16 protein-coding genes and 2 pseudogenes are annotated in these 19,475 nt (G+C 59.9%); 6 read left to right on the top strand and 12 right to left on the bottom strand.

Annotation, left to right across the window (positions count from 1 at the left end; genetic code table 11):
* Positions 1-9: 9 nt before the first annotated feature.
* The 6 genes and pseudogenes from VNX23_RS12990 to VNX23_RS12965 all read right to left on the bottom strand — a co-directional run bounded on the left by VNX23_RS12990 (position 10) and on the right by VNX23_RS12965 (position 6,268).
* Positions 10-876 carry a 3-keto-5-aminohexanoate cleavage protein gene (locus tag VNX23_RS12990; protein WP_325630581.1) on the bottom strand — a complete coding sequence of 289 codons (867 nt, stop codon included), beginning with the start codon at positions 874-876 and terminating at the stop codon, positions 10-12.
* A gap of 60 nt (positions 877-936) precedes the next feature.
* Entirely contained in the window at positions 937-1,758 is an 822-nt protein-coding gene (locus VNX23_RS12985; RefSeq protein WP_325630579.1) for an AraC family transcriptional regulator, read from the bottom strand.
* Between the two features lie 167 nt (positions 1,759-1,925).
* Entirely contained in the window at positions 1,926-2,582 is a 657-nt protein-coding gene (locus VNX23_RS12980; protein ID WP_325630578.1) for a glutathione S-transferase family protein, read from the bottom strand.
* 59 nt (positions 2,583-2,641) lie between these two features.
* Positions 2,642-2,776 (bottom strand): annotated as a pseudogene (locus VNX23_RS12975) (acyl-CoA dehydrogenase family protein); the annotation flags it as partial.
* Between the two features lie 12 nt (positions 2,777-2,788).
* Positions 2,789-3,925 carry an acyl-CoA dehydrogenase family protein gene (locus VNX23_RS12970; protein WP_325630576.1) on the bottom strand — a complete coding sequence of 379 codons (1,137 nt, stop codon included), beginning with the start codon at positions 3,923-3,925 and terminating at the stop codon, positions 2,789-2,791.
* Positions 3,926-4,360: 435 nt separating this feature from the next.
* Positions 4,361-6,268, bottom strand: coding sequence for an acyl-CoA synthetase (locus VNX23_RS12965; RefSeq protein WP_325630575.1), 1,908 nt, complete (start codon positions 6,266-6,268; stop codon positions 4,361-4,363).
* A gap of 514 nt (positions 6,269-6,782) precedes the next feature.
* Between VNX23_RS12965 and VNX23_RS12960 the strand changes: the two genes are divergently transcribed.
* The 5 genes from VNX23_RS12960 (at position 6,783) to VNX23_RS12940 (ending at position 13,720) form a co-directional block, all read left to right on the top strand.
* Complete coding sequence (locus VNX23_RS12960) at positions 6,783-7,796, top strand: ABC transporter permease (RefSeq protein ID WP_325630574.1); 1,014 nt, start codon at positions 6,783-6,785, stop codon at positions 7,794-7,796.
* Positions 7,797-7,837: 41 nt separating this feature from the next.
* Positions 7,838-8,860 carry a sugar ABC transporter substrate-binding protein gene (locus VNX23_RS12955; protein ID WP_325630572.1) on the top strand — a complete coding sequence of 341 codons (1,023 nt, stop codon included), beginning with the start codon at positions 7,838-7,840 and terminating at the stop codon, positions 8,858-8,860.
* Positions 8,861-8,921: 61 nt separating this feature from the next.
* Complete coding sequence (locus tag VNX23_RS12950; protein WP_325630570.1) at positions 8,922-11,060, top strand: ABC transporter permease; 2,139 nt, start codon at positions 8,922-8,924, stop codon at positions 11,058-11,060.
* A gap of 3 nt (positions 11,061-11,063) precedes the next feature.
* Positions 11,064-12,179 (top strand): hypothetical protein, encoded by a 1,116-nt coding sequence (locus VNX23_RS12945; protein ID WP_325630568.1) that lies wholly within the window; start codon positions 11,064-11,066, stop codon positions 12,177-12,179.
* Positions 12,176-13,720: a sugar ABC transporter ATP-binding protein gene (locus VNX23_RS12940; RefSeq protein WP_325630566.1), complete on the top strand. Its 1,545-nt coding sequence runs from the start codon at positions 12,176-12,178 to the stop codon at positions 13,718-13,720. Before VNX23_RS12945 ends, VNX23_RS12940 begins: the two co-directional genes overlap by 4 nt.
* 136 nt (positions 13,721-13,856) lie before the next feature.
* Here VNX23_RS12940 and VNX23_RS12935 read toward each other — a convergent pair whose 3' ends face one another.
* The 5 genes from VNX23_RS12935 to solA all read right to left on the bottom strand — a co-directional run bounded on the left by VNX23_RS12935 (position 13,857) and on the right by solA (position 18,400).
* Positions 13,857-14,609: an amino acid ABC transporter ATP-binding protein gene (locus VNX23_RS12935; RefSeq protein ID WP_325630564.1), complete on the bottom strand. Its 753-nt coding sequence runs from the start codon at positions 14,607-14,609 to the stop codon at positions 13,857-13,859.
* Between the two features lie 12 nt (positions 14,610-14,621).
* Positions 14,622-15,467, bottom strand: a complete 846-nt coding sequence (locus tag VNX23_RS12930) for an amino acid ABC transporter permease (protein WP_325630562.1) — start codon at positions 15,465-15,467, stop codon at positions 14,622-14,624.
* Positions 15,464-16,207 carry an amino acid ABC transporter permease gene (locus tag VNX23_RS12925; protein WP_325630606.1) on the bottom strand — a complete coding sequence of 248 codons (744 nt, stop codon included), beginning with the start codon at positions 16,205-16,207 and terminating at the stop codon, positions 15,464-15,466. The genes VNX23_RS12930 and VNX23_RS12925 overlap by 4 nt, the downstream gene beginning before the upstream one ends.
* 130 nt (positions 16,208-16,337) lie before the next feature.
* Complete coding sequence (locus VNX23_RS12920; protein ID WP_325630560.1) at positions 16,338-17,150, bottom strand: transporter substrate-binding domain-containing protein; 813 nt, start codon at positions 17,148-17,150, stop codon at positions 16,338-16,340.
* 50 nt (positions 17,151-17,200) lie between these two features.
* Complete coding sequence (gene solA, locus VNX23_RS12915) at positions 17,201-18,400, bottom strand: N-methyl-L-tryptophan oxidase (RefSeq protein ID WP_325630559.1); 1,200 nt, start codon at positions 18,398-18,400, stop codon at positions 17,201-17,203.
* Between the two features lie 115 nt (positions 18,401-18,515).
* Between solA and VNX23_RS31025 the strand changes: the two are divergent.
* Positions 18,516-18,608, top strand: a pseudogene (locus VNX23_RS31025) (LysR family transcriptional regulator); the annotation flags it as partial.
* 249 nt (positions 18,609-18,857) lie between these two features.
* Here VNX23_RS31025 and VNX23_RS12910 read toward each other — a convergent pair.
* Positions 18,858-19,421, bottom strand: a complete 564-nt coding sequence (locus tag VNX23_RS12910) for a sugar nucleotide-binding protein (RefSeq protein ID WP_325630605.1) — start codon at positions 19,419-19,421, stop codon at positions 18,858-18,860.
* Positions 19,422-19,475: the final 54 nt, after the last annotated feature.

The raw sequence follows: 19,475 nt of genomic DNA, 5'->3' as shown, positions 1-19,475 counted from the left end.
CCCGATGGCTTAGTGGAGAATCCCAAAAATCTGCCGTGCCTCCGCCGGGGTCGCGATTTCACGCCCCGCCCGGCGTGCGCAGGCCGCGATGCTTTCGATCAGCTGGCCGTTAGACGTCACCTTGGTTCCGTCGGGCTGATAGAAGGTATCTTCGAGCCCGGTGCGCAAATGACCGCCGAGTTCGGCGCAACGCTGGTGCAGCGGCCAGATTTCCGCGCGTCCGATCGCGGTGACCTGCCAGTGGGCTTCGGGTAATTTTAATTTCAAGAGGATCGGCAGCAATGCGGGATCGGCCGGCATACCGGAGGCAACCCCCATAACGAAGTTATATTCCAGCGGCCCGGAATACATGCCGGTCTGCCGATACATCCCGACGCAGCGCACGATGCCGACGTCGAAACATTCAAACTCCGGAATCGTGTCTGCTGCCTTCATCACGTTGAGATAATCCTGCACCTTCTCGACCGCGTTATCGAACATCATCGGCGGCCAGGCCCAGGTGTTGTCGGCCTTTACTTTGAGATAATTCAGCGAGCCGGCGTTGCAGGCAGCCATTTCCGGCCTGGTCTCGCGCACGCAATCGAGCGCGCCTTGATAATTTGGCCCTGACGTCCCCGTGGTGTGGTTGATGATCACGCCCGGGCAGGCCTCGCGGATCGCCTGCTGGATCTCGCGGGATACCGCTACCTCCCAGGATGGAAGGTGCCCTTCGCCCTGCGCCTGCTTGCGCAAATGGATATGCATCACGCTGGCACCGGCATTGAAGGCGGACTTGGCCTCACGTGCCATCTCCTCCGGTGTTACCGGGACGTGATGCTGCTTCGGGTCGGTCAGCACGCCGTTCAACGCGCAAGTGATGACAGCCTTGTCGCTCATGGAGCCGCTTTGATTCTCTTGAAATTTCCACCTGAGGGTCTTCGGATCATGCGACCGACATCATCCGGCTTCTTGCGTCCACGCGCTATTGCCGGCTCCCACCAAGCCGCTGCGGTAGATCGCAAGGTTACGGGAGCCCGAGAAGATCGCTCGCGGCTTTAGCCCGTAAAAGTGCCGGATCGAGTGGCTGAAATGGGTCGAGTCGGGATAGCCGATTTCCTGCGCCAGATGCGCGAGGTTATGGTCCTGATTGGCGAAGTGCAACAGGTGCCGCGCACGTTTCCAGGCCCGGAAGGAACGAAATGAGATACCGGTCTGCTGCTTGAACAGGTGCAGGAAGCGCGAGGCGGATAATCCGGCCACCGCCGCGCAGCTTGCCGCCGTGACAGGATCGCCCGAAAACCGGCCGATTTGCGCAATCGCCTGCACCACCCGCGCATCCAGGATCCGCGGTGGCAGTGCTTCGCCAAAGCACATGATGTCAAACGCGGCACTGACGATATCGCCGGTGCATGGCTGATGCCGCAATTGCTCGTAAGCAGCGCGGAGGCGCTCCACGAAGAATTGGCGTTGAGTTGACGACAGCCGCTTTGCAAGTAATTCGAACGCGCCGTCGCAGACAGTTTCGGGCTCGATCAGAATGCAAATTACGGAGCGATAGTCGCTGGCGATGCTGTGCCGCAGATTCGGCGGCACCACGGCCAGTTCGCTGTAGCCCTCAGCCGCACCCTCGGCTGCCAGCTGAAGACCACCCTTGATTGCAACATAAACGAGAAAGGCGCCCAAGCAGCGTTGGCGCGGACGGCCGAGCAGGCCCGCGTAAAAGACACGTTCGGGTGTAATCAGCATCAATTGGCCGGCTTCGCTGCTTTTGTCGCCCATCGTCGAACCTCCTCGCGCGGCTCTTTTCGGCCTCTGTGCTCGGGCCAGGATAGCGTCATTCGGGGGCGAAGCGAAGCATCGAGGCGGCATCTCGCGATTCTCCCGATGCGCAATTGCCCATCCGAGGACCGCTGCCAAGCATCCCGGAAAAAGATGACGGAGTAGCCCTAGGATTCGCGCGCGACTCCTACCTTCTGCTGCTCGCTGGCGAGTTCTTCCGCGGCGACTGCCCTTTGGTAACTATCGCGTCGCTGCAGGCGTTGCCAGTAAGCGGCGACACTGGGTCCAAAATCTTTCGCCAGCCCGATATTTTCGGCGAGCCGCAGGGCAAAACCGACCGCGATATCTGCCGCCGTGAACCGGTCGGCGGCGAGCGTCTCGGCTTTGGCGGTAGCGGCCTCGACCGCCCGCAGCCGCCCCAGGAACCATTTGGCGTAGTCACTCGCGACCTGCGGATTGCGCCGTTCTTGCGGTTCGAGCTGAGTGTAGCGCAGCACCAGCGTTTGCGGAAAAGTCAACGTGGCGTCGCTGAAATACATCCAGTTCAGGAACGCGCCATAGGCCGGTTCGTCGACGCCGACGATCAGCGGCGTCGGGCCATATTTCTCGCCGAAATAGTGACAGATGCCGGAGGACTCCGTCATTTTGGTCTCGCCGTCGATCATCAGGGGAATGGTGCCGAGCGGGTTGAGCGCGAGGTACTCCTTGGCGAATACCCGTGGCGGGAACGGCAGCATTTTGAGGTCGTAGGGCAACCCCATCTCTTCCAGCATCCACAGCGGCCGGAACGAGCGCGCGGCGCGGCAATGATAAAGCGTAATCATCCGTCATTCCCTTGTTCTCGATTCTTTTCACTTCTGATCCATTCCAGGCAGCGTGCCCAACCGAGCTTCTTGAACAGCTCGTGTGCAGGGAAGATATCCGCCTTCTCCCATTCATCGACAAACGGGTTGATTTCGATGGCGATGAATTTCTGCAGCTCGCGGCAGACTTCTTCGTGATCGGCGGTGAAGAGCATCTTATCCTCTTGTCATAACCCCATCTGCCGGCTGGCCAGATCCTTCATGATCTCCTCGCTGCCGCCACCGATCGCGTTGACCTTGACCTCGCGGTAAATGCGCTCGACCTTGATGCCGCGCATGTAGCCTGCACCACCAAAAATCTGCACGGCTTCGGAGGCACAGAATGCCATGGCCTGCGTCGCCTGGTTCTTGAGCATGCAGATTTCGGCGACCGGACTTTCGCCCTGATCGAGCCGCCACGCCAGCATTTCGAGCATCGCTTGCGACGCCGCGACCCGCTGCGCCATGTCGACCAGCTTGTGCCGGATCACCTGATGCTGCGCCAGTGGCCTGCCGAAAGTGTGCCGCTGTTTGGCGTATTCCATCGCCTCCTCGAGGCATACTCGCGCCGCCGCGGTGCAGCCGGCCGCCATGGTCAGCCGCTCGCTGTTGAAATTGTGCATGATGATCTTGAAACCCCCGCCCTCTTCCCCGAGCAGGTTTCCGACCGGCACACGGCAATTGTCGAAATGCAAGGTCGCGGTGTCCGAAGCCCACCAGCCCATTTTCTTCAGCGGCGTACGCGAGAGCCCAGGCGTGTCGCCCTCGATCACCAGGAGGCTGACGCCGCCGGGCCCGGGCCCGCCGGTGCGTACGGCGGTGGTGATATAATCGGCACGCATGCCGGAGGTGATAAAGGTCTTCTCGCCGTTGACGACATAGACATCGCCGTCGCGGCGTGCCGACGTGCGCAGGTTGGCAACGTCGGAGCCGCCGCTCGGCTCAGTGATCGCAAGCGCGGAAATCTTCTTGCCCGACAAGATCTGGGGGAGCACCCGCGCCTTGAATTCCGCGGTGCCGGCACGCGCAATCGGCGGCGCGCCGATCGAATTGCTCTTCAGGCTGGCGCTGACGCCACCGGCGCCGGCGCGCGCCAGTTCTTGCACCGCGACGATCCACATGAAATTGTCGACCTCTGTGCCGCCGTACTGTTCCGGAAAGCCCAAGCCCAACAGGCCGATTTCGGCGGCCTTCTCATAGAGCAAGCGCGGAAATCCGCCCGCCTCATCCCATTCATGGGCGTAGGGCTCAATCTCCTTTTGGACGAAGCGGCGCACTACCTCGCGATAAGCTTCGTGTTCGACGGTATAGAATGGGCTGGCCATTCGTCGCGCTCCTGTGATGCCTTTGTCGTGATAGCTTGGGATGTCCCGAAACCTCACATCCAACCTGCGTCAACTGGCCAGTGCTCCGATTCCGAAGTTCGCAAACATTCGCGGCGACCACTGATGCGAACTTCGGAATCATAAGGAGCACTGGTAACTTGATGTTTTCCAGTGCGGTTTTTGAATTTGAAGTTCCTATGACGAGGCTGCAGCAAAACTGATAGGAACTTCAAATTCACCGCACTAGTGCTCCGATTTCCGAAGTTCGCAAACATTCGCGGCGACCACTGATGCGAACTTCGGAATCATAAGGAGCACTGGTAACTTGATGTTTTCCAGTGCGGTTTTTGAATTTGAAGATCCTATGACGAGGCTGCAGCAAAACTGATAGGAACTTCAAATTCACCTCACTAGGCCACCGCCACGTAGCGCAAGCTATAAATAGACGGTCTGGTGGCGCATCACGAAAGGGGCAAGAATGGTATCGACTTCGCTGGCGATTGCCTCGCGATTTTGCTGCGGGACGTCGGCGATCGTGACCGTGGCTATGCTGCCATGGCTGCCATGCGGGCCTACCTGAACGGTACAGTCGATGCCTCTTTCCACGAGAGGCGCCAGAGCGGTGGTGAATACTCGTTTGGCAGCATCCCACCGAAGCTGAGGCTTGAACACCTTGCCGACGCCGGTCAATGGCATCGGATCGATTGGAATGATTTGCGCGGGAACAGCGGCGCGCTCGGGCGTGCGCTCCCGGACCCACGCTTCCAGTTCACCCGGCTGGACCGTTGCACCCGGCTTCAATTGCACGTAGCCCACGGGCAGCTCTCCGGCATAGGCGTCCGGTTGGCCGACCACGGCAGCAAAGCCGACGGCGGGATGCCGGAACATGATATCCTCGATCGGACCCGGATCGATATTGTGGCCACCACGAATAACGAGGTCCTTGGCGCGGCCGGTGATCCAGAGGTGGCCATCCTTGTCGAGGCGGCCGAGATCCCCCGAGTTGACCCAGTCTCCGTCGACAAAGGCGCCCTTGTTGTGGACTTCGTTGAGATAGCCACGGAAGACACCGGGGCCAGCCATGACCACAACGCCGATCTCGTCGGGGTCGCAGTCGTGCTCGATGCGATCATTGGCGTCCAGCTTGACGATGCGAACGCGGCTATAGGGTATTGGCAGACCGACAGATCCGAGACGGATGGGACGATCCGGATAAGCCATCGTGTGAACGCTTGAGGTCTCGGTCATGCCGTAGACTTCGATAACCGGGATCTTGAACCTTTCCTGGATCGCCTTGCCGACGGCCACGGGAATGGCCGATCCGCCGCCGGCCGCATATCGCAAGCTCGATAAGTCAGCATTGCCGGGCGGGATGGAAAGCGCTGCGGCCAGAACTGTCGGGACGCTGCTGAAAACTTCGGGCTTGAAGCGTTCGACAAGCCCCCAGATGTTCTTTACGGCCGCAGGATTGCGCCATCCTGAGGGCGACAGAACGACCAGGCAGCTGCCGGCTGACAAGCTGCTCAACGCCTGTGTGAGCGAGCCCCCGACATGGAAAAGCGGCATGCCAAAAAGCAGATTGGCTCCGGGTCTCGACTTGAGCAGGAGATTGCAGGCCCAAGCCTGATAGACCTGATTGGCGTGACTGTGGCAGACGAGTTTGGGGGTACCGGTGGTGCCTCCGGTGTGAAAGTAAGCCGCGGTCTGCTCGCCGGAAATACGCCTGTTGCTGACAAGCCGGTCGGAAGGTTGCTCCTTGATGAGGTCGGCGAATGAATAACTCTTATTCGCTGGATCGCCGGAGCCGCGGACCTGCACGACGGCCTTCAGATGCTTCAGCCTGCCCCGGACTTGCTCGACCTTCTTCCAGATGTCCGTGCCAGGCAACGGGCCGAGAGCGACAAGGACGGTGGTTTTCGCGGCCGCCAGGATTTCCGCGATCTGGTGCGGTTCTAGTAGTGGGTTGACGGGATTGGCGATGCCGGCGGCTTCGGCGCCGAACAGGGCAATAAAAGCTTCCGGAAGAAGCGGAAGCATGAAGCTCACGACGTCCTTATCGCCAACTCCCAGCGCATGGAACATGTTGGCCGCTTGCGTCACTCGCGAGACGAAATCGCGGTGCGAAATAACTAACGGCGTGTCTGCCGGATCGGCGTTGGCCAGGAATTGGATGGCGGGAGCATCGGGATTCTTGGCAGCCCCCAGCCTGATGGCATCATAAGTGCTCTCGGCAGCGATTCGTTCGGCGTAAGGAGTCTGCTCGAAGGTACGGACATCGGCTTCGGTGGCAAAAGTCGGATATTCGTCGCCGACAAGCCGATCAAGCAAATGTATGCCCGCCATTTTCTGCCCTCCCCATTTTCATTTCCGCAGCTGTTCATTTTGAGACTTATGTCCAGGCCAGGGTCTGATCCCGCCCTGCACAATTCCGGAACGGGAATCTGGCGTCGCATGTCGGAAGTTTCGCCTGGTGAAATTCTTTAGACCGGCTTTAAGTTGCCTGAGCCCTTGTTTCCGCGAACGCAACCGTTGCCCGAGCAGGTTCGGGATGGCAAGTGTGGCGGTTCAGAAGTCCGCATCATTATTGCCGCGAGTTCGTCAAGCGGACTTCTGAACCAAAAGCCACACTAGAATCATAGATTTGCTAGTGTCCTTTCGATTCCGAAGTTCGCAAACGAATATGCCGTGCAATGATACGAACTTCGGAATCGGGACACTAGTGGTCTCATTTCACATTTGACGTCTGACTTGATCCGGTGGAGAGTTACCCAAAGGCATATTTGGGAGGATTTGATGCGCGTGACCGCAGCCTCGGTCATCTATGTGGCCGCGTCATGGTGCATCGTCGAGGTGTGCCATGGCAATTGAGTCCCCGCTTTCGTCAGCAAGCGCTCCCCGACTTCGCTTCGCGATCACCAAGCCAAACCAGGAGCAGATCGTTCTATTGATCACGATCGCGCTGGTAATCGTTTTCAGCCTGACCCTAAGCGGCTTTGCGACCGTGACCAACCTGCTCAACCTGCTGCGCAGCATCTCCATTCTCGGCATTTTGGGCCTTGGCATGGGGTTGATCGTGATCAGCCGCGGCATCGATTTGAGCGAGGTCGCGATCATGGCCGGTCCCTGGGCGATCGCCTTGATCAAGATCCAACAGGGGATGCCGATCGGATGGGCCTGTCTGCTTGCGCTCGGGCTTGCTGTAACGATCGGCCTCGTGAACGGCATCATGGTCGCCTTCGTCGAAGCCCCGGCCCTGTTCGTCACGCTGGCGGCAGGTTTTGTGATTTACGGCCTCGCCTTCTGGTTCGCCCCCGCTTACGTCGTCTATGCTCCGACCGACGCGCCGGCGCTGCTGTTTCTCGGAGCCGGACGCGTGTTCGGTATTCCCGTTCCGATCCTGGTATTCGCCGCCGCCGCGATCGCAATGCAGCTGTTCCTGTCGATGACGTCGGTCGGCCGCTTTATCTATGCCCAGGGCGACAACCCGGAAGCTGCGCGGTTAGCCGGCATCGCGCTCCGGCCGCTGATCATGCTTGAGTATGTGTTGGTGGCTCTGCTCGCGTGGATGGCCGGCCTGGTCTGGATCGGCACCACCGGCAGCATGCAGATGCAAATCACGCAAAGCACGATGATCTTCGACGTCATCCTGGTGGTAGTGATCGGCGGTATCAGCCTGGTCGGCGGGCGTGGCAATGTGTTCAGCGTCGTGGTCGGCTGCATTCTGATCGGCACGCTGCTCAACGCCTTTACAATCATGGACGTCAACAGCGAGGTCCAGAACATCATCAAGGGAATCGTGCTGCTCGGCGCCATCGTGCTCGACAACTGGTTGCACCCGCGCGACGAGGAGACGGCGCGTCAGGGCGATTGAGAACAAAAATCGAATTTTGATGCCAACAAAGGGAGGAGTTCATGACAATTAAACGAAATTGGATGGCGGCGGTTGTCGGCCTTGCGTTTGCCGCACTGCCCTTCACGGTGACTGCGCAGGAGGAAAGCGGCACCAAGACCGCGCGCGAGCTTCGCTCCTCCTATGACAAGGCTCTGCAAGGCAAGACCATAGCATTCCTGCCGATCGCATTGAACGTGCCGCTGATGGACGAATGGACGCGTGTGGTGCAGCAGGAGGCCGAGTGGCGCGGCATGAAATTCATCGTGCGCGATCCCAACAACAACCCGTCGGCCATGCAGCAGGCTCTCACCGCGCTGGTCGATCAAAAGCCAGACGTCCTGATCGTCCAGAATCCCAGCGTGACGCTGTTGATGAAGGAACTCAAGCGCGCCGAGAGCCAGGGCACTTATGTGGTCCAGATCAACATGTCCTCCAACTACAAGTCCAGCGCCTTTGTCGGCGCCGATTGGCACGAGGTGGGCAAGATCCTCGCCCAGGATGTCGTCAAGCAATGCGGCACGGGCTCAGGCAAGTCAGGCAAGGTGCAGATTGTCCAGGGCGAGCTTGCGGCTGCGGCGAGCGTCGATCAGGTCGGCGGGGTCCTGGAGGTTCTCAACAAGGACCCGGCCATCAAGGTCGTCTCGAACCAGGCCGCCAACTGGGATGCCAACACCGCGCTGAACATCACGGCGACCGTTATCCAGCAGCATCCCGACCTGTGCGCCAGCGTCGGTTTCTGGGGCATCATGGAATCAGGTGCGGCGCAGGCCATCCGCAACGCCGGCAAGATCGATCAGGTGAAGGTCTACGCTTCCGGCGAAGGCTCCCAGCTCGATTGCGATCAGGTCAATCAGGGCAACTTCTACAAGTTCCTCAGCTACAAGGCGACCGAACAGGGCCACGACCTGATGATGGCATCACAGATGCTGTTGGAATCGGGCGAGAAGCCGGGTACCCGCAATCTTGAATTTTATACTCAACCGCTCTGGATCGACAAAACCAACGCGAACGGTGGCAATTGCTACGCTCTCCCGAAGAAATAGGTGGACACGATCCGGCGGCGAGAGCCCGCGCCGTCGGATCCTCCTCGGGAGTATCGTAACGATGTCGATGACGATGGACTCGTTCGCCACCTCGGTGCGGCGCTTCTCGCCGCGGCTGCTGCTGTCGGAGCTATTGCTGAAGCAGTGGTTCGAGCCCGTGATCCCGTTCACCGTGATGATCGGCCTGTGGCTTTATTTCGCGTTGACCGTTTCGGACTACGCGACGATGCAAAATTCGCTGTCGCTGCTGCGGCTGTTTGCCGAGTTCGGCTTTGTGGCGCTCGCGATGGGATTTTGCCTGATCAGCGGCGGTATTGACCTCAGCGTCGGCGCAATTTTCGCGTTCTGCAATTTCTCCGCGCTCTACTTCCTGTTCGTGCTGGAGCTGCCGGTCGGGCTCTCGATCGCGGCGACGCTCGCGGTCGGCGCGGCGCTTGGCGGCATCAATGGTTTCCTGATCGGTTATCTGAAGACGCGGCCGTTCTTGACCACGCTGGTCACGCTGATCATCCTGCGCGCTTCGGTGAATCTTCTCAACACCAGGTACGCGCAGGTTTTTGCGACCAATTCGGTGGACAGCGACACCTGGGATTTTATCGGCACCGGCAGCGTTCTGGGGGTCCCTCTCAACGCTGCGACGCTCTTCATTGTGCTTCTGATCTGCCACATCTTCCTGTCGCGCTCACGCTATGGCTGGCACCTCACCGCAATCGGGGCAAGTCGCAAGGCGGCGCGGCACGCTGGCATCCGTGTGCGGCTGATCCTGTTCTTCACCTATGTCCTGTCGGGCCTGCTGTGCGCCGCCAGCGGCATTTTCTACGCTGCTCGGCAGTCGAGCACCGATTCGACCACTGGTGTGGGCTGGGAATTTCAGGCGCTCACCGCGGTCGTGCTCGGCGGCATTTCGCTCGCCGGCGGCAAGGGCACGGTTTGGCGTGCGATGATCGGCGCGGTGATCATCTTCCTGTTGATCAACGGACTCGTCCGGATGGGAATCCCCGGTTATGTCGGCTCAGCGGTCACGGGCATAATCCTGCTCGCTGCCGTTGGGATCGATGTCAAATGGGCGAAGAACCGCGGCAAGGCGATCCAGAAGATTTATGTCAATCCGGCCTTCATGGCGCTCTCGCAGGCGCCGTCGGTGCAGGCTGGATCAAGCTCGCCCTATGCGCAGAACGATCGGCTCATCAACGCGCAGGCGATCGGGCTTGATCAGGTCGAGGGACCGGAGGACGTGATCCTCGATCGGCGGGACCGGCTATACGGATCGACCCGCGACGGGAATATCATCCGCTTCTCGGGTCAAGACTTCGAGCAACGAGAGGTCTTCGCCCACATCGGAGGCCGACCGCTCGGCATGCAGTTCGATCGCGACGAGAACCTCATCGTTTGCGTCGCAGGCATGGGAGTCTATGGCGTCAAGCCAAGTGGCGAAGTGTTCAAGGTAACAGATGAAACCAACCGCACTTGGTACAAGCTCAACGACGACTCGCGGCTGCGCATGGCTGATGACCTCGACATCGCACCTGACGGCAAGATCTATTTCAGCGACTGCACAACACGCTACGAGATGACGACCAACACGCTCGACATTCTCGAATCACGGCCGAACGGCCGGCTGGTCTGCTACGATCCGGCAACCAAGACCACGCACACTCTCATCAACCAGTTTTACTTCCCCAATGGCGTGTGCGTTTCGCACGACGGCAGGTCGCTGCTGATCGCCAGCACGTCCCTGTGCAAGATCTTCCGCCATTGGTTAGCCGGCCCCGACAAGGGAAAAACCGAAGTGCTGATCGACGAACTACCCGGCAACCCCGACAACATCAACCGCGCCTCCGACGGTAATTACTGGCTGGCGCTGGTCGGCATTCGCACGCCGACCTTCGACCTTGCGGCGCGCAAACCCGGCTTCCGGCTCCGCATGGTCAAGCAGGTGCCGACGGATGAGTGGCTTGCGCCGGCCCTGAACCATGGTTGCGTCCTCAAATTCAACGAACAGGGCGAAGCACTGGAATCCTGGTGGGACCCGACCGGCATCTCGCATTCGACACTGACATCGATGCGCGAGCACAAGGGTTATCTATATCTCGGTGGCCTCGACAACAATCGGATCGGGCGTATCAAGCTCGACGGTATCGACGAGAGCTGGACCGACTATGAGGCCTATTGGGGGAGCAAGAGCAGGGTGACGGGGTGAGCCGTGGGATTCTTTGATCACCTGATGCGAGATATCCGCAGCATTCTTGACCGGGATGGCGAACAGAACGCGATCCCGCCGCTCGACGGCGCGCTGAGCCCGAACGACCGGCTCGACGCCTGCCTGCCGATCGGGACTCCCCTGCCAGGTCTCGACGACGTTCTCGCCGACAAGGACGGTTCCTTGCTGGTCTCGGCGGGCAGACACGTCCTCAGGCTTTCGGGCGACGGGTTTGCGACGCGCACACCGGTGGCGGAATTCGAAGATGACGCCGGTGGACTGGCGATTCATCCCGACGGGCGCATTTTGGTTTGCGTGGCCGGCCGAGGGCTTGCGGCGATTGATCTGGCCAGGCCCGAGCCTCGCTGGCTAAAGACGGCGGAGGGTTGCGCGCTTGCCGGGTTGATATCGGTCGCAGCCGCGCCCGATGGCCGCATTTTTGCGGTGGACGGAAGCATGGGGCGCCCGCCTTCCGAATGGCGGCACGACCTCATGGAAAAGCGCCACAACGGCCGTCTCATCGAGTGCGGCCCCAGGCTCGAGGACGCAAGAACGTTGCTGAAGGATTTGCGCTATCCTTATGGAATCGCCATCGCGCCGGATAGCGGGCAAATCTGGTTCAGCGAAAGCTGGGCGCATCGCGTCAGTCGCATACCGCGCAACGGCACGCCGCAGCCTGAAATCGTGCTTCGCAACCTGCCAGGCTATCCCGCGCGTCTGCGACCCGATGGCCGCGGCGGTTTCTATCTGGGCCTGTTTGCACGCCGCACTCACTTGATAGAGTTCGTGCTGAAAGAAGACGATTTCCGCAAGGAAATGATCGCGACCGTGCCGCCGGACCACTGGATCGCTCCCGCCTACGCCGGCGGCAGCGATTGTCTTGAGCCGATGCAAATAGGCGGCGTGAAGGCGCTGGGTATCCAGAAGCCCTGGGCGCCCCCGCGCTCCTACGGCCTGCTCGTGCATCTGGACGCCAACGGCGAAGTCATCAACGCCATGCATAGCCGAACCGGCGGACGTTTCCACGGCATTACCGCCGCCTGCATGACCCCGCAAGGCCTGGTGATCGCCTCGCGTGGCGCAGGATGCCTGCTTCTTGAGCGGGGAGACGGTAGATGAACGATTTCGGGATGTCGTCGAATGTCGCAGCCGAAGCCGCGGAGGGCAGCCAGCCCGTGCTCAAGGTCGTCAATGGCAGCAAGATCTATGGCGGCGTCCATGCCATCGAAGGCGTCAGCTTCGACCTTTATCCCGGCGAGGTCCACGCCCTGGTCGGCGAAAACGGCGCGGGTAAATCCACGTTATGCAAGGCGATATCCGGCGCGATCCGGCTCACCACCGGCGAGATTTACGTCGATGGCAAACCGGTCAACTTTGAGCAACCGCGCGAGGCGCTGGCGTCCGGCATCTGCATGGTTTACCAGGAGACCAGCCTCGTGCCGACAATGACGGCGGCGCAGAACATCGAGCTCGGCAACGAAAAGCTGCTCACGCGCTTCCGCACACTCAACATCCAGGCGCAGCAGCTGCTGCAATCGCTGAATTTTCATGTCGAGCCGGCTACCCCAGTTGCGCTCCTCGGCACCGCCAAGAAGCAGATGGTCGAGATAGCGCGTGCGATCTACAACAAGGCGCGCATCATCATATTCGACGAGCCGACGGCGAGTCTGACTCCCGAGGAAATCGTCCATTTCTTTCATCTCGTCCGTGACTTGCGGGCGCGGGGAGTTGCCATAATCTATATCTCCCATGCGCTCGAAGAATCGCTTCAGATCGCCGACCGCATCACCGTGCTGCGCGACGGACGACTCGTGATCACGGCGCCTGCCAGAACATTGACGCGCGACGCGCTCGTACAACACATGGTCGGGCGTCAGGTGGCGCAGACAGTCTACGGTCGCTCGAACCGGCCGGCACATCATCGGCGCGAGAAGGTGCTTACGGTCGAGAACGTCACCATGGGCATGGTGGTGAAGAACATGTCATTCTCGGTTTATGCCGGCGAAGTGGTAGGCATCGCTGGCCTGATCGGCTCGGGCCGCACCGAGATTGCCAAGGTCATCTTCGGCGCGCTGAAGCGCAACCTGGTGAACGGCGGCACTATCCGGCTGCGCGGACGCCCGATCCGTTACCGCGTTCCACGGCAGGCGATCGACGACGGCATCGCCTACATCACCGAAGACCGCAAAGCCAACGGCTTTTTCGAAACCATGATCGTTGATGACAATGTCTATATCGGGAAGCTTGCGACCAGGAGCGGTTTCAGTTTCCTGCTCGCACGGGCGCGGCGGTCGAAACTTGCCAACTATTGGGTCGAGCGGCTCAAGATCAACGCCTTGCAGCGCAAGGCCAGGATCGTCGAGCTTTCAGGCGGCAACCAACAGAAGGTCGTGCTCGCAAAATCCCTGGTCCAGGAGCCTTCGATCGTCATTTTCGATGAGCCGACCCGCGGCGTCGACGTCGGCACCATCCCGCATATTCATGCAGAAATCCGGCGATTGGCGGACGAGGGCAAGGCGGTCGTCGTGATCTCGTCCTATCTGCCGGAGATACTCGCTGTGTCGGACCGTATCCTTGTGGCACGCACCGGGCGCATCGTCGCTGAGTTCGATGCCGCGGAGGCGACCCAGGACAAAATCCTGTATGCGGCAGTTCATTGACACTGGATCGAACGGCGCACCGGGACTCGATGGCAATAGCGGCACCTTGCATGAGCCTAACCCACCATAAGTCCCCGAACGGCATGATCCCGCCCCTCGCCTACAAACCTTTGTACGATTCCCGCCGAGATCGCGCTTAAAGAACTTGAGACAGAAACCGTTGCGTGCGTTCGTCCTTGGGCGTGGCGAAGAACGTATCCGGCGGCCCATGCTCGACGATCACGCCGCGGTCGGTGAAATAGACGTGATCGGCTACCTCGCGGGCGAAATTCATCTCGTGTGTAACAAGGATGCATGTCATCCCCTCCTCCGCGAGCTCACGGATGGTAACGAGCACCTCTTTGACGGTCTCCGGATCGAGGGCCGCCGTGACTTCATCGAACAGCATCACGTCTGGCCGCATCGCGAGCGAGCGCGCAATCGCCACTCTCTGCTGCTGTCCGCCCGAGAGCTCACCGGGATAACTGTGCTCTTTCCCCGCGAGTCGCACCTTGGCCAGCAGTGCCTGGGCGCGTGTTTCAACCTCACGACGGTCTTGGCCGAGAACATGGATCGGCGCCATCATCACGTTCTGAAGCGCCGTCTTGTGCGGAAAGAGGTTGTACTGTTGGAAGACCATTCCGACCTTCCGGCGCAGCGCGAGTTTGTCGAGCTTCGGGTCGGAAACGTCGATACCCTCAACCCTGATGCTGCCGGCAGAGATCGGCAGTAGAGCGTTGATACAGCGGATCAGCGTCGACTTGCCTGAGCCCGAGGGGCCGATGATGCAGATAACCTCTCCCTTGCGGACCGATAGACTGATGCCTTTCAGGACCTCAAAAGTGCCGAACGATTTCCGGACATCGACACATTCAATAATCGGCTGATCTGGAGTCCAACCTGAGGCCATGGTCCGGCTCCTTCAATGGACATGAAACCGGCGCTCAAGATGGGCCGTCCAGAGATTGATGGGATAGCAATAGAGAAAGAAGCACAGCAGTGCGAAGCCGTAGAGCGGGGCGAACAGTTCGGGTCGCCCACCTTCGGCCGCATGCACCTGAGCTGTCAGTGTGAGCATCTCCGAGACGCCCACGATCGACGCGAGTACTGTCGACATGGCCACGAGGGAATAGATGTTCATCCAGGGCGGCAGCATTCTCTTGATGCATTGTGGCAGGATAATCAGCCACATCGCCTGGCGCCGCGTGAATGATAGAGACTCCGCCGCCTCCCATTGGGTCGAGGGAATCGAGCGGACTGCCCCGCGCACGACTTCGGCAACATTCGCCATAACGGGCAGCGCGAAGCCGATGGTGGCTTTTTGCCAGTCCGGCAACGGAATGGTCGTCTTGAAGATGGTGACCTGGAACGGCACCAGGAACATGACGAAGAACAAAAGCACCAGCCACGGCGCGTTGCGGAAGACCTGGGTCACAAACCAGCTGACGCCGGCGACGATCTTGATCTCCGAGAGCAACGCAAGGCCGAGCCAAAGGCCGGCAATCGTGCCCAACAGCATCGCCAGCAGCGAAATGGCAATGTTGAAGGCGAACCCCCTCAGCAAGAGAGGAGCCCACTTCGCAATCACTTCCAGCGGAGACAGCGCGGTTGGCCCGCTCCCGCTCCAGGCGGACGATGCAACCATGACGCTACCAAAGCAGAGGACCGCGGCCCATAGGCGATTGATCTGGCAGGCCATCCGGGTCGGCGTGACGCGGTAAGGTAGCAGTGTGGCAAAGCCGCTCGGAATATGCCGCCGGATGCTCATCGACCGTATCCGGGAATGTGCATCGCCCGTTCCCACCGTTGCATCAGCCAGACGAGAACACCCACCAGGATGCCGTAGGTCGCAAGCAACACGATCATCATCTCCAAGACGTTTTGTGATTCCGACCAGATTTGCTTGATTGCATAGAGCGTTTCCGGCACCGCGATCGCGTAGGCGAGCGTGGTCGTTTTGAGCAAATTGACCAGGTTATTATTCAGTGCTGGCAGGCAGACCCGGATAGCCAGCGGCAGTACGATATGGATGTATGCCTTGATACGCGTATAGCCGAGCGCTTCGGCAGCCTCGACCGTCGTCCGCGGTACCGCCTCGATGCCCGAGCGGAAGATCTCAACGTTGAATGCGCCCGCGAACAGCGACAAGGAGATGACCGCCCACTGAGTATTATTCAGCAGCGGGACTCTCATGCCGCCGCCTTCGATCGACGGCATCAGGGTGCCAAGGCCGAAATAAAAGAAGAATATCTGCACCAGGGGCGGCGTATTCCGGAACACAACGACGAAAGCATTGACCGCCATTCGTGCAATTTTCGACGCTCCGCCCTGGATGAGGGCGCCCGCGGCGCCGATCACAAGGCTCAACAAGATGCTCGTGACGCTCAGAAAGAGCGTCATCTTGAGGCCCCCGACGTAGCGGTTCCAATCGTATGCGTCGTAGAAAACAGAGAAGTTCAGGCCCGTCGAGTCATAGAGCTCCTGGAACCAGTTACGTATCACGTCCATCTGCACGACCCCGAATTTCATTTAGACAGGCACCAACTAGTGTGGCCACTCTGACGTTCCTTTCAGTTTCGCAGCGTTGACCTGTTTCATCCAGCGCGTCGGTTGAAGCCGGCATTCCAGGCTTGCTCGTCTACTTATCCTTGTATTGCTCATGCATGGAGAGCGAGTACTCGGTCGGCGCGATACCCCACTTCTTTTCCTCTTCCACGATGAAACCGATTTTCATCCAGTCCTTGGTTGTGTCTTCGAGCAGTTTCTGGAGGCTGGTATTCCCGAGCGCGACGGCGATCATCCAGGGCGCCGGCAGCACGCCCTTCAAGGGAAGTCCATAGTCAGCCTTCCACTCGTCCTCGAGCAGTTTGCCTTGCAGAAAAGTTTGGTCGTAAAGATAGCCGATGCAGTTGCCCTGCTTCATGGCGAAGAGCGGCTTCTCCGAGCCGTCGAATGCAACAATCTCGACACCGTAAGACCTTGCGACATCCTTGTTGTACCACGCGCCGGAAGTTGCACAGACTGGCTTATCCTTGAGTTCGGCCCAATCCTTGATAACGGCCTTCTTGTTGATCAGGATATTCACGTAGTCGGAATAATAGAGCGGTTCGATGACCTGCACGACCTTGCGACGCTCCGGCCGGTCAGACATCGTTGCGATCAGCAAGTCGATCTTCCCCTGCTGCAGGAATTCGATCCGATTCGAGGCCGCAACTGAGACGAGCTCGAGCTTGACGCCGAGGCGTTTGGCCACGTCGGCGGCAAGATCCGGCTCTATGCCAACGATGTTTCCAGTCGGATCGCGGTATCCGAAGGGCTTGTAGTCCGCTTTGACGCCGACGATCAGCGTTCCACGCTGCTTGATCGCGTCAACCCCATCAGCCGCATGAGCATCTCCGAGCATCACCAAGGTTGCGGCGCTGTAGATCATAAGCCGGAGTAGGTTTTTCATCAGGTAAACCTCCAAGTTTAGAATGCGCGACACATCAGGGCGCTGACTCGTCAGTGAGTCTGCGATGTTCGCGCCATGTTAAGTCCGAAGCGGGATACCGAGAACGGTGAAAGGTCGATAGAGCTTCTACCCTCGGCAACCTTCTCAGCGACAACGTTGCCAATACCTGCCGAATGCTTGAAGCCATGCCCGGAACAGGCAGAGATGACGAACACTCTGTCCTGCTCGGGGTGGCGGTCGATAATGAAGCCTCGGTCAGGCGTCACGGTGTAGAGACAGGCGGCCGCCTGGACGACACGCGGCGTGACACCGGCCATGCGTCCCTGGACGTGGTCCCGATACATCTTGGCTGACTCCGCCGGATCGACAACGCGATCTATGGTGTCCGCTGTGGTGCTGGTCTCGTACTGCTCAGTCGCTACCTTGAGGCGACGATCGCCGGGCAGCGGCGGAAAGCCGTACAGGTAGTCGACGTCCGTCGCGCCGTGCATCCAGATGAAGACGGGTGCGTTGGCCCGATAGGCGCTGGTGCCCTCGAGCTCGAACCAATGGAGAACCTGACGGTTCACAGTGAGTAAGCGGTCGAACGGTGCGCCGAGGAGATGCGCGTTCCAGGCACCGGCCGACACGACTACCTGGCCCGCCTTGTACGTTCCGGCCGTCGTTTCCACCCGAACGCCGGCTCCAGTTTGAGTGATCGACAGGACTTCGACATTCGCTCGGATCACGGCGCCGAGCTGTTTCGCACGCGTCAACTGCGCATGGATGCAACGCTCGGGCAGGACGTATCCCCCGCCAGGCTCATGATAGGCCTTCTCGTTGCCTTCGAGGCCCAGGAATTGCGGAAATCGATGAGCGACCTCCTTGCCATTGAGCACTTCGTGCGTGATGCCGAACGCTCGGGCTGCGTCGGTTGAACGGGCGACGAAATCCGGCTTGCCGTGATGCGATGTCTCGCCGACGCCGGGCGCCATGACGAGGACGCCGCATGCGTTTAGCAGTTGCTCGCCTGTCTCTGCTTCCAGCTCGCGCCAGATCCGATGTGAATCGATCACGAGGGGGACATAGTCGCGCCCCTCTCCGACAGCCTGCCGCGTGATGCGGGTTTCGCCATGACTAGAGCCCATCGTGTGGGGCGGGGTGAATCGGTCGAGGCCAATCACTTTGGCTCCCCGCCTGGCCAGCTGGTACAGCGTCGCGCTGCCCATCGCCCCAAGGCCGATCACCAGAAAATCCGCGTTCTCGCCCATAGAAGCCTCTCGGATGCACATCTTTCAGGAAGCGGCGAAGATTGGCCTGCGGCCGGGCTTAGAAGCAAGAAATATGGCACGAATGAAGTAAAAATGTATATTGGCATGAGATTGTGAGTTCGATACGTCGGATGGCTCGATCGCCATGGTTGCGACGGGCATGGGGGTAGCTGTCACCACGCCGCTCTGTCTCTTGCAGGCCATCGCGCAGGTGGCGTGTGAGTGTGCTTGCGTTGGCGGTCCGGGCTGCAATCATTGCCAACGACAAGGCCGCACCCGAATTTCACCCGCTTCGCCGTCTCTACGCGGCGCGCCTGTCTCGCCTGCATCAAGCTGATCGAAGATGAGTTTGGTCCGTTGTGGTCAAAAAGCCGAACCTCGATTCGCGAGACTGCGAGGTCAGCTTTACCCCGGTGAACCGACAACACCAGCTTGATCCTCAGCCGTCAGAGTTTCCTCATTTGCTTTGCTTGAGCATCGCTTCGAGCTCTTCTTCGAGCGATCGTGGCGAAATGCCGAGCGCGTGAAACCCCGGCAAGTTGTCCGAGGCTGTGGTGTCGATCTGCATAAGCTCGACCTGATTGCGGGTGAGTGGGGCGTGCGGCAAGATTTCAGCGACGCCGGCAACTGCATCCCACAAGGCAAACGGCATCCGCATCAGCACCGGCCGCAAACCCGCGGTACGGGCAATAGTCCGCAACAACTCCTCGTATGAATAGACGCGCGGGCCGGCCAGTTCGTAGATGGGAGACGGCTTTTTGCTCTGCAGCAGAATTTGTGTAATCGCAGCAGCAACGTCATCCGCGTACGTCGGCTGGAGCCTCGTCCTGCCGTCGCCGAATATCGGAACAGCCGGCAGCCTCCGAAGCAGCCTGAGAATTGTCGTGAGAAAGCTGTCGTCCGGCGCAAACATCACCGCTGGCCGGATGATGATCGCGCCAGGAAATGCGGCCTGCACGGCCGCCTCGCCTTCGCCGCGACTGCGAATATAGGGCGAAGACGAGGCCGCGTCGGCGCCGATTCCTGATAGGTGAACTAGCCGTTTGGCCCCGACCCGCCGCGCTACGCTCGCGAT

The organism is Bradyrhizobium sp., from assembly GCF_035570375.1.
GTDB lineage: Bacteria > Pseudomonadota > Alphaproteobacteria > Rhizobiales > Xanthobacteraceae > Bradyrhizobium.
This window is presented reverse-complemented; position numbering and strand designations above follow the sequence as displayed.

What these genes read in the sequence shown, in the direction of transcription:
- VNX23_RS12990 (WP_325630581.1), bottom strand. Translation starts at nt 876, where the DNA reads ATGAGCGACAAGGCTGTCATCACTTGCGCGTTGAACGGCGTGCTGACC.
- VNX23_RS12985 (WP_325630579.1), bottom strand. Translation starts at nt 1,758, where the DNA reads ATGGGCGACAAAAGCAGCGAAGCCGGCCAATTGATGCTGATTACACCC.
- VNX23_RS12980 (WP_325630578.1), bottom strand. Translation starts at nt 2,582, where the DNA reads ATGATTACGCTTTATCATTGCCGCGCCGCGCGCTCGTTCCGGCCGCTG.
- VNX23_RS12970 (WP_325630576.1), bottom strand. Translation starts at nt 3,925, where the DNA reads ATGGCCAGCCCATTCTATACCGTCGAACACGAAGCTTATCGCGAGGTA.
- VNX23_RS12965 (WP_325630575.1), bottom strand. Translation starts at nt 6,268, where the DNA reads ATGGCGGGCATACATTTGCTTGATCGGCTTGTCGGCGACGAATATCCG.
- VNX23_RS12960 (WP_325630574.1), top strand. Translation starts at nt 6,783, where the DNA reads ATGGCAATTGAGTCCCCGCTTTCGTCAGCAAGCGCTCCCCGACTTCGC.
- VNX23_RS12955 (WP_325630572.1), top strand. Translation starts at nt 7,838, where the DNA reads ATGACAATTAAACGAAATTGGATGGCGGCGGTTGTCGGCCTTGCGTTT.
- VNX23_RS12950 (WP_325630570.1), top strand. Translation starts at nt 8,922, where the DNA reads ATGTCGATGACGATGGACTCGTTCGCCACCTCGGTGCGGCGCTTCTCG.
- VNX23_RS12940 (WP_325630566.1), top strand. Translation starts at nt 12,176, where the DNA reads ATGAACGATTTCGGGATGTCGTCGAATGTCGCAGCCGAAGCCGCGGAG.
- VNX23_RS12935 (WP_325630564.1), bottom strand. Translation starts at nt 14,609, where the DNA reads ATGGCCTCAGGTTGGACTCCAGATCAGCCGATTATTGAATGTGTCGAT.
- VNX23_RS12930 (WP_325630562.1), bottom strand. Translation starts at nt 15,467, where the DNA reads ATGAGCATCCGGCGGCATATTCCGAGCGGCTTTGCCACACTGCTACCT.
- VNX23_RS12925 (WP_325630606.1), bottom strand. Translation starts at nt 16,207, where the DNA reads ATGGACGTGATACGTAACTGGTTCCAGGAGCTCTATGACTCGACGGGC.
- VNX23_RS12920 (WP_325630560.1), bottom strand. Translation starts at nt 17,150, where the DNA reads ATGAAAAACCTACTCCGGCTTATGATCTACAGCGCCGCAACCTTGGTG.
- solA (WP_325630559.1), bottom strand. Translation starts at nt 18,400, where the DNA reads ATGGGCGAGAACGCGGATTTTCTGGTGATCGGCCTTGGGGCGATGGGC.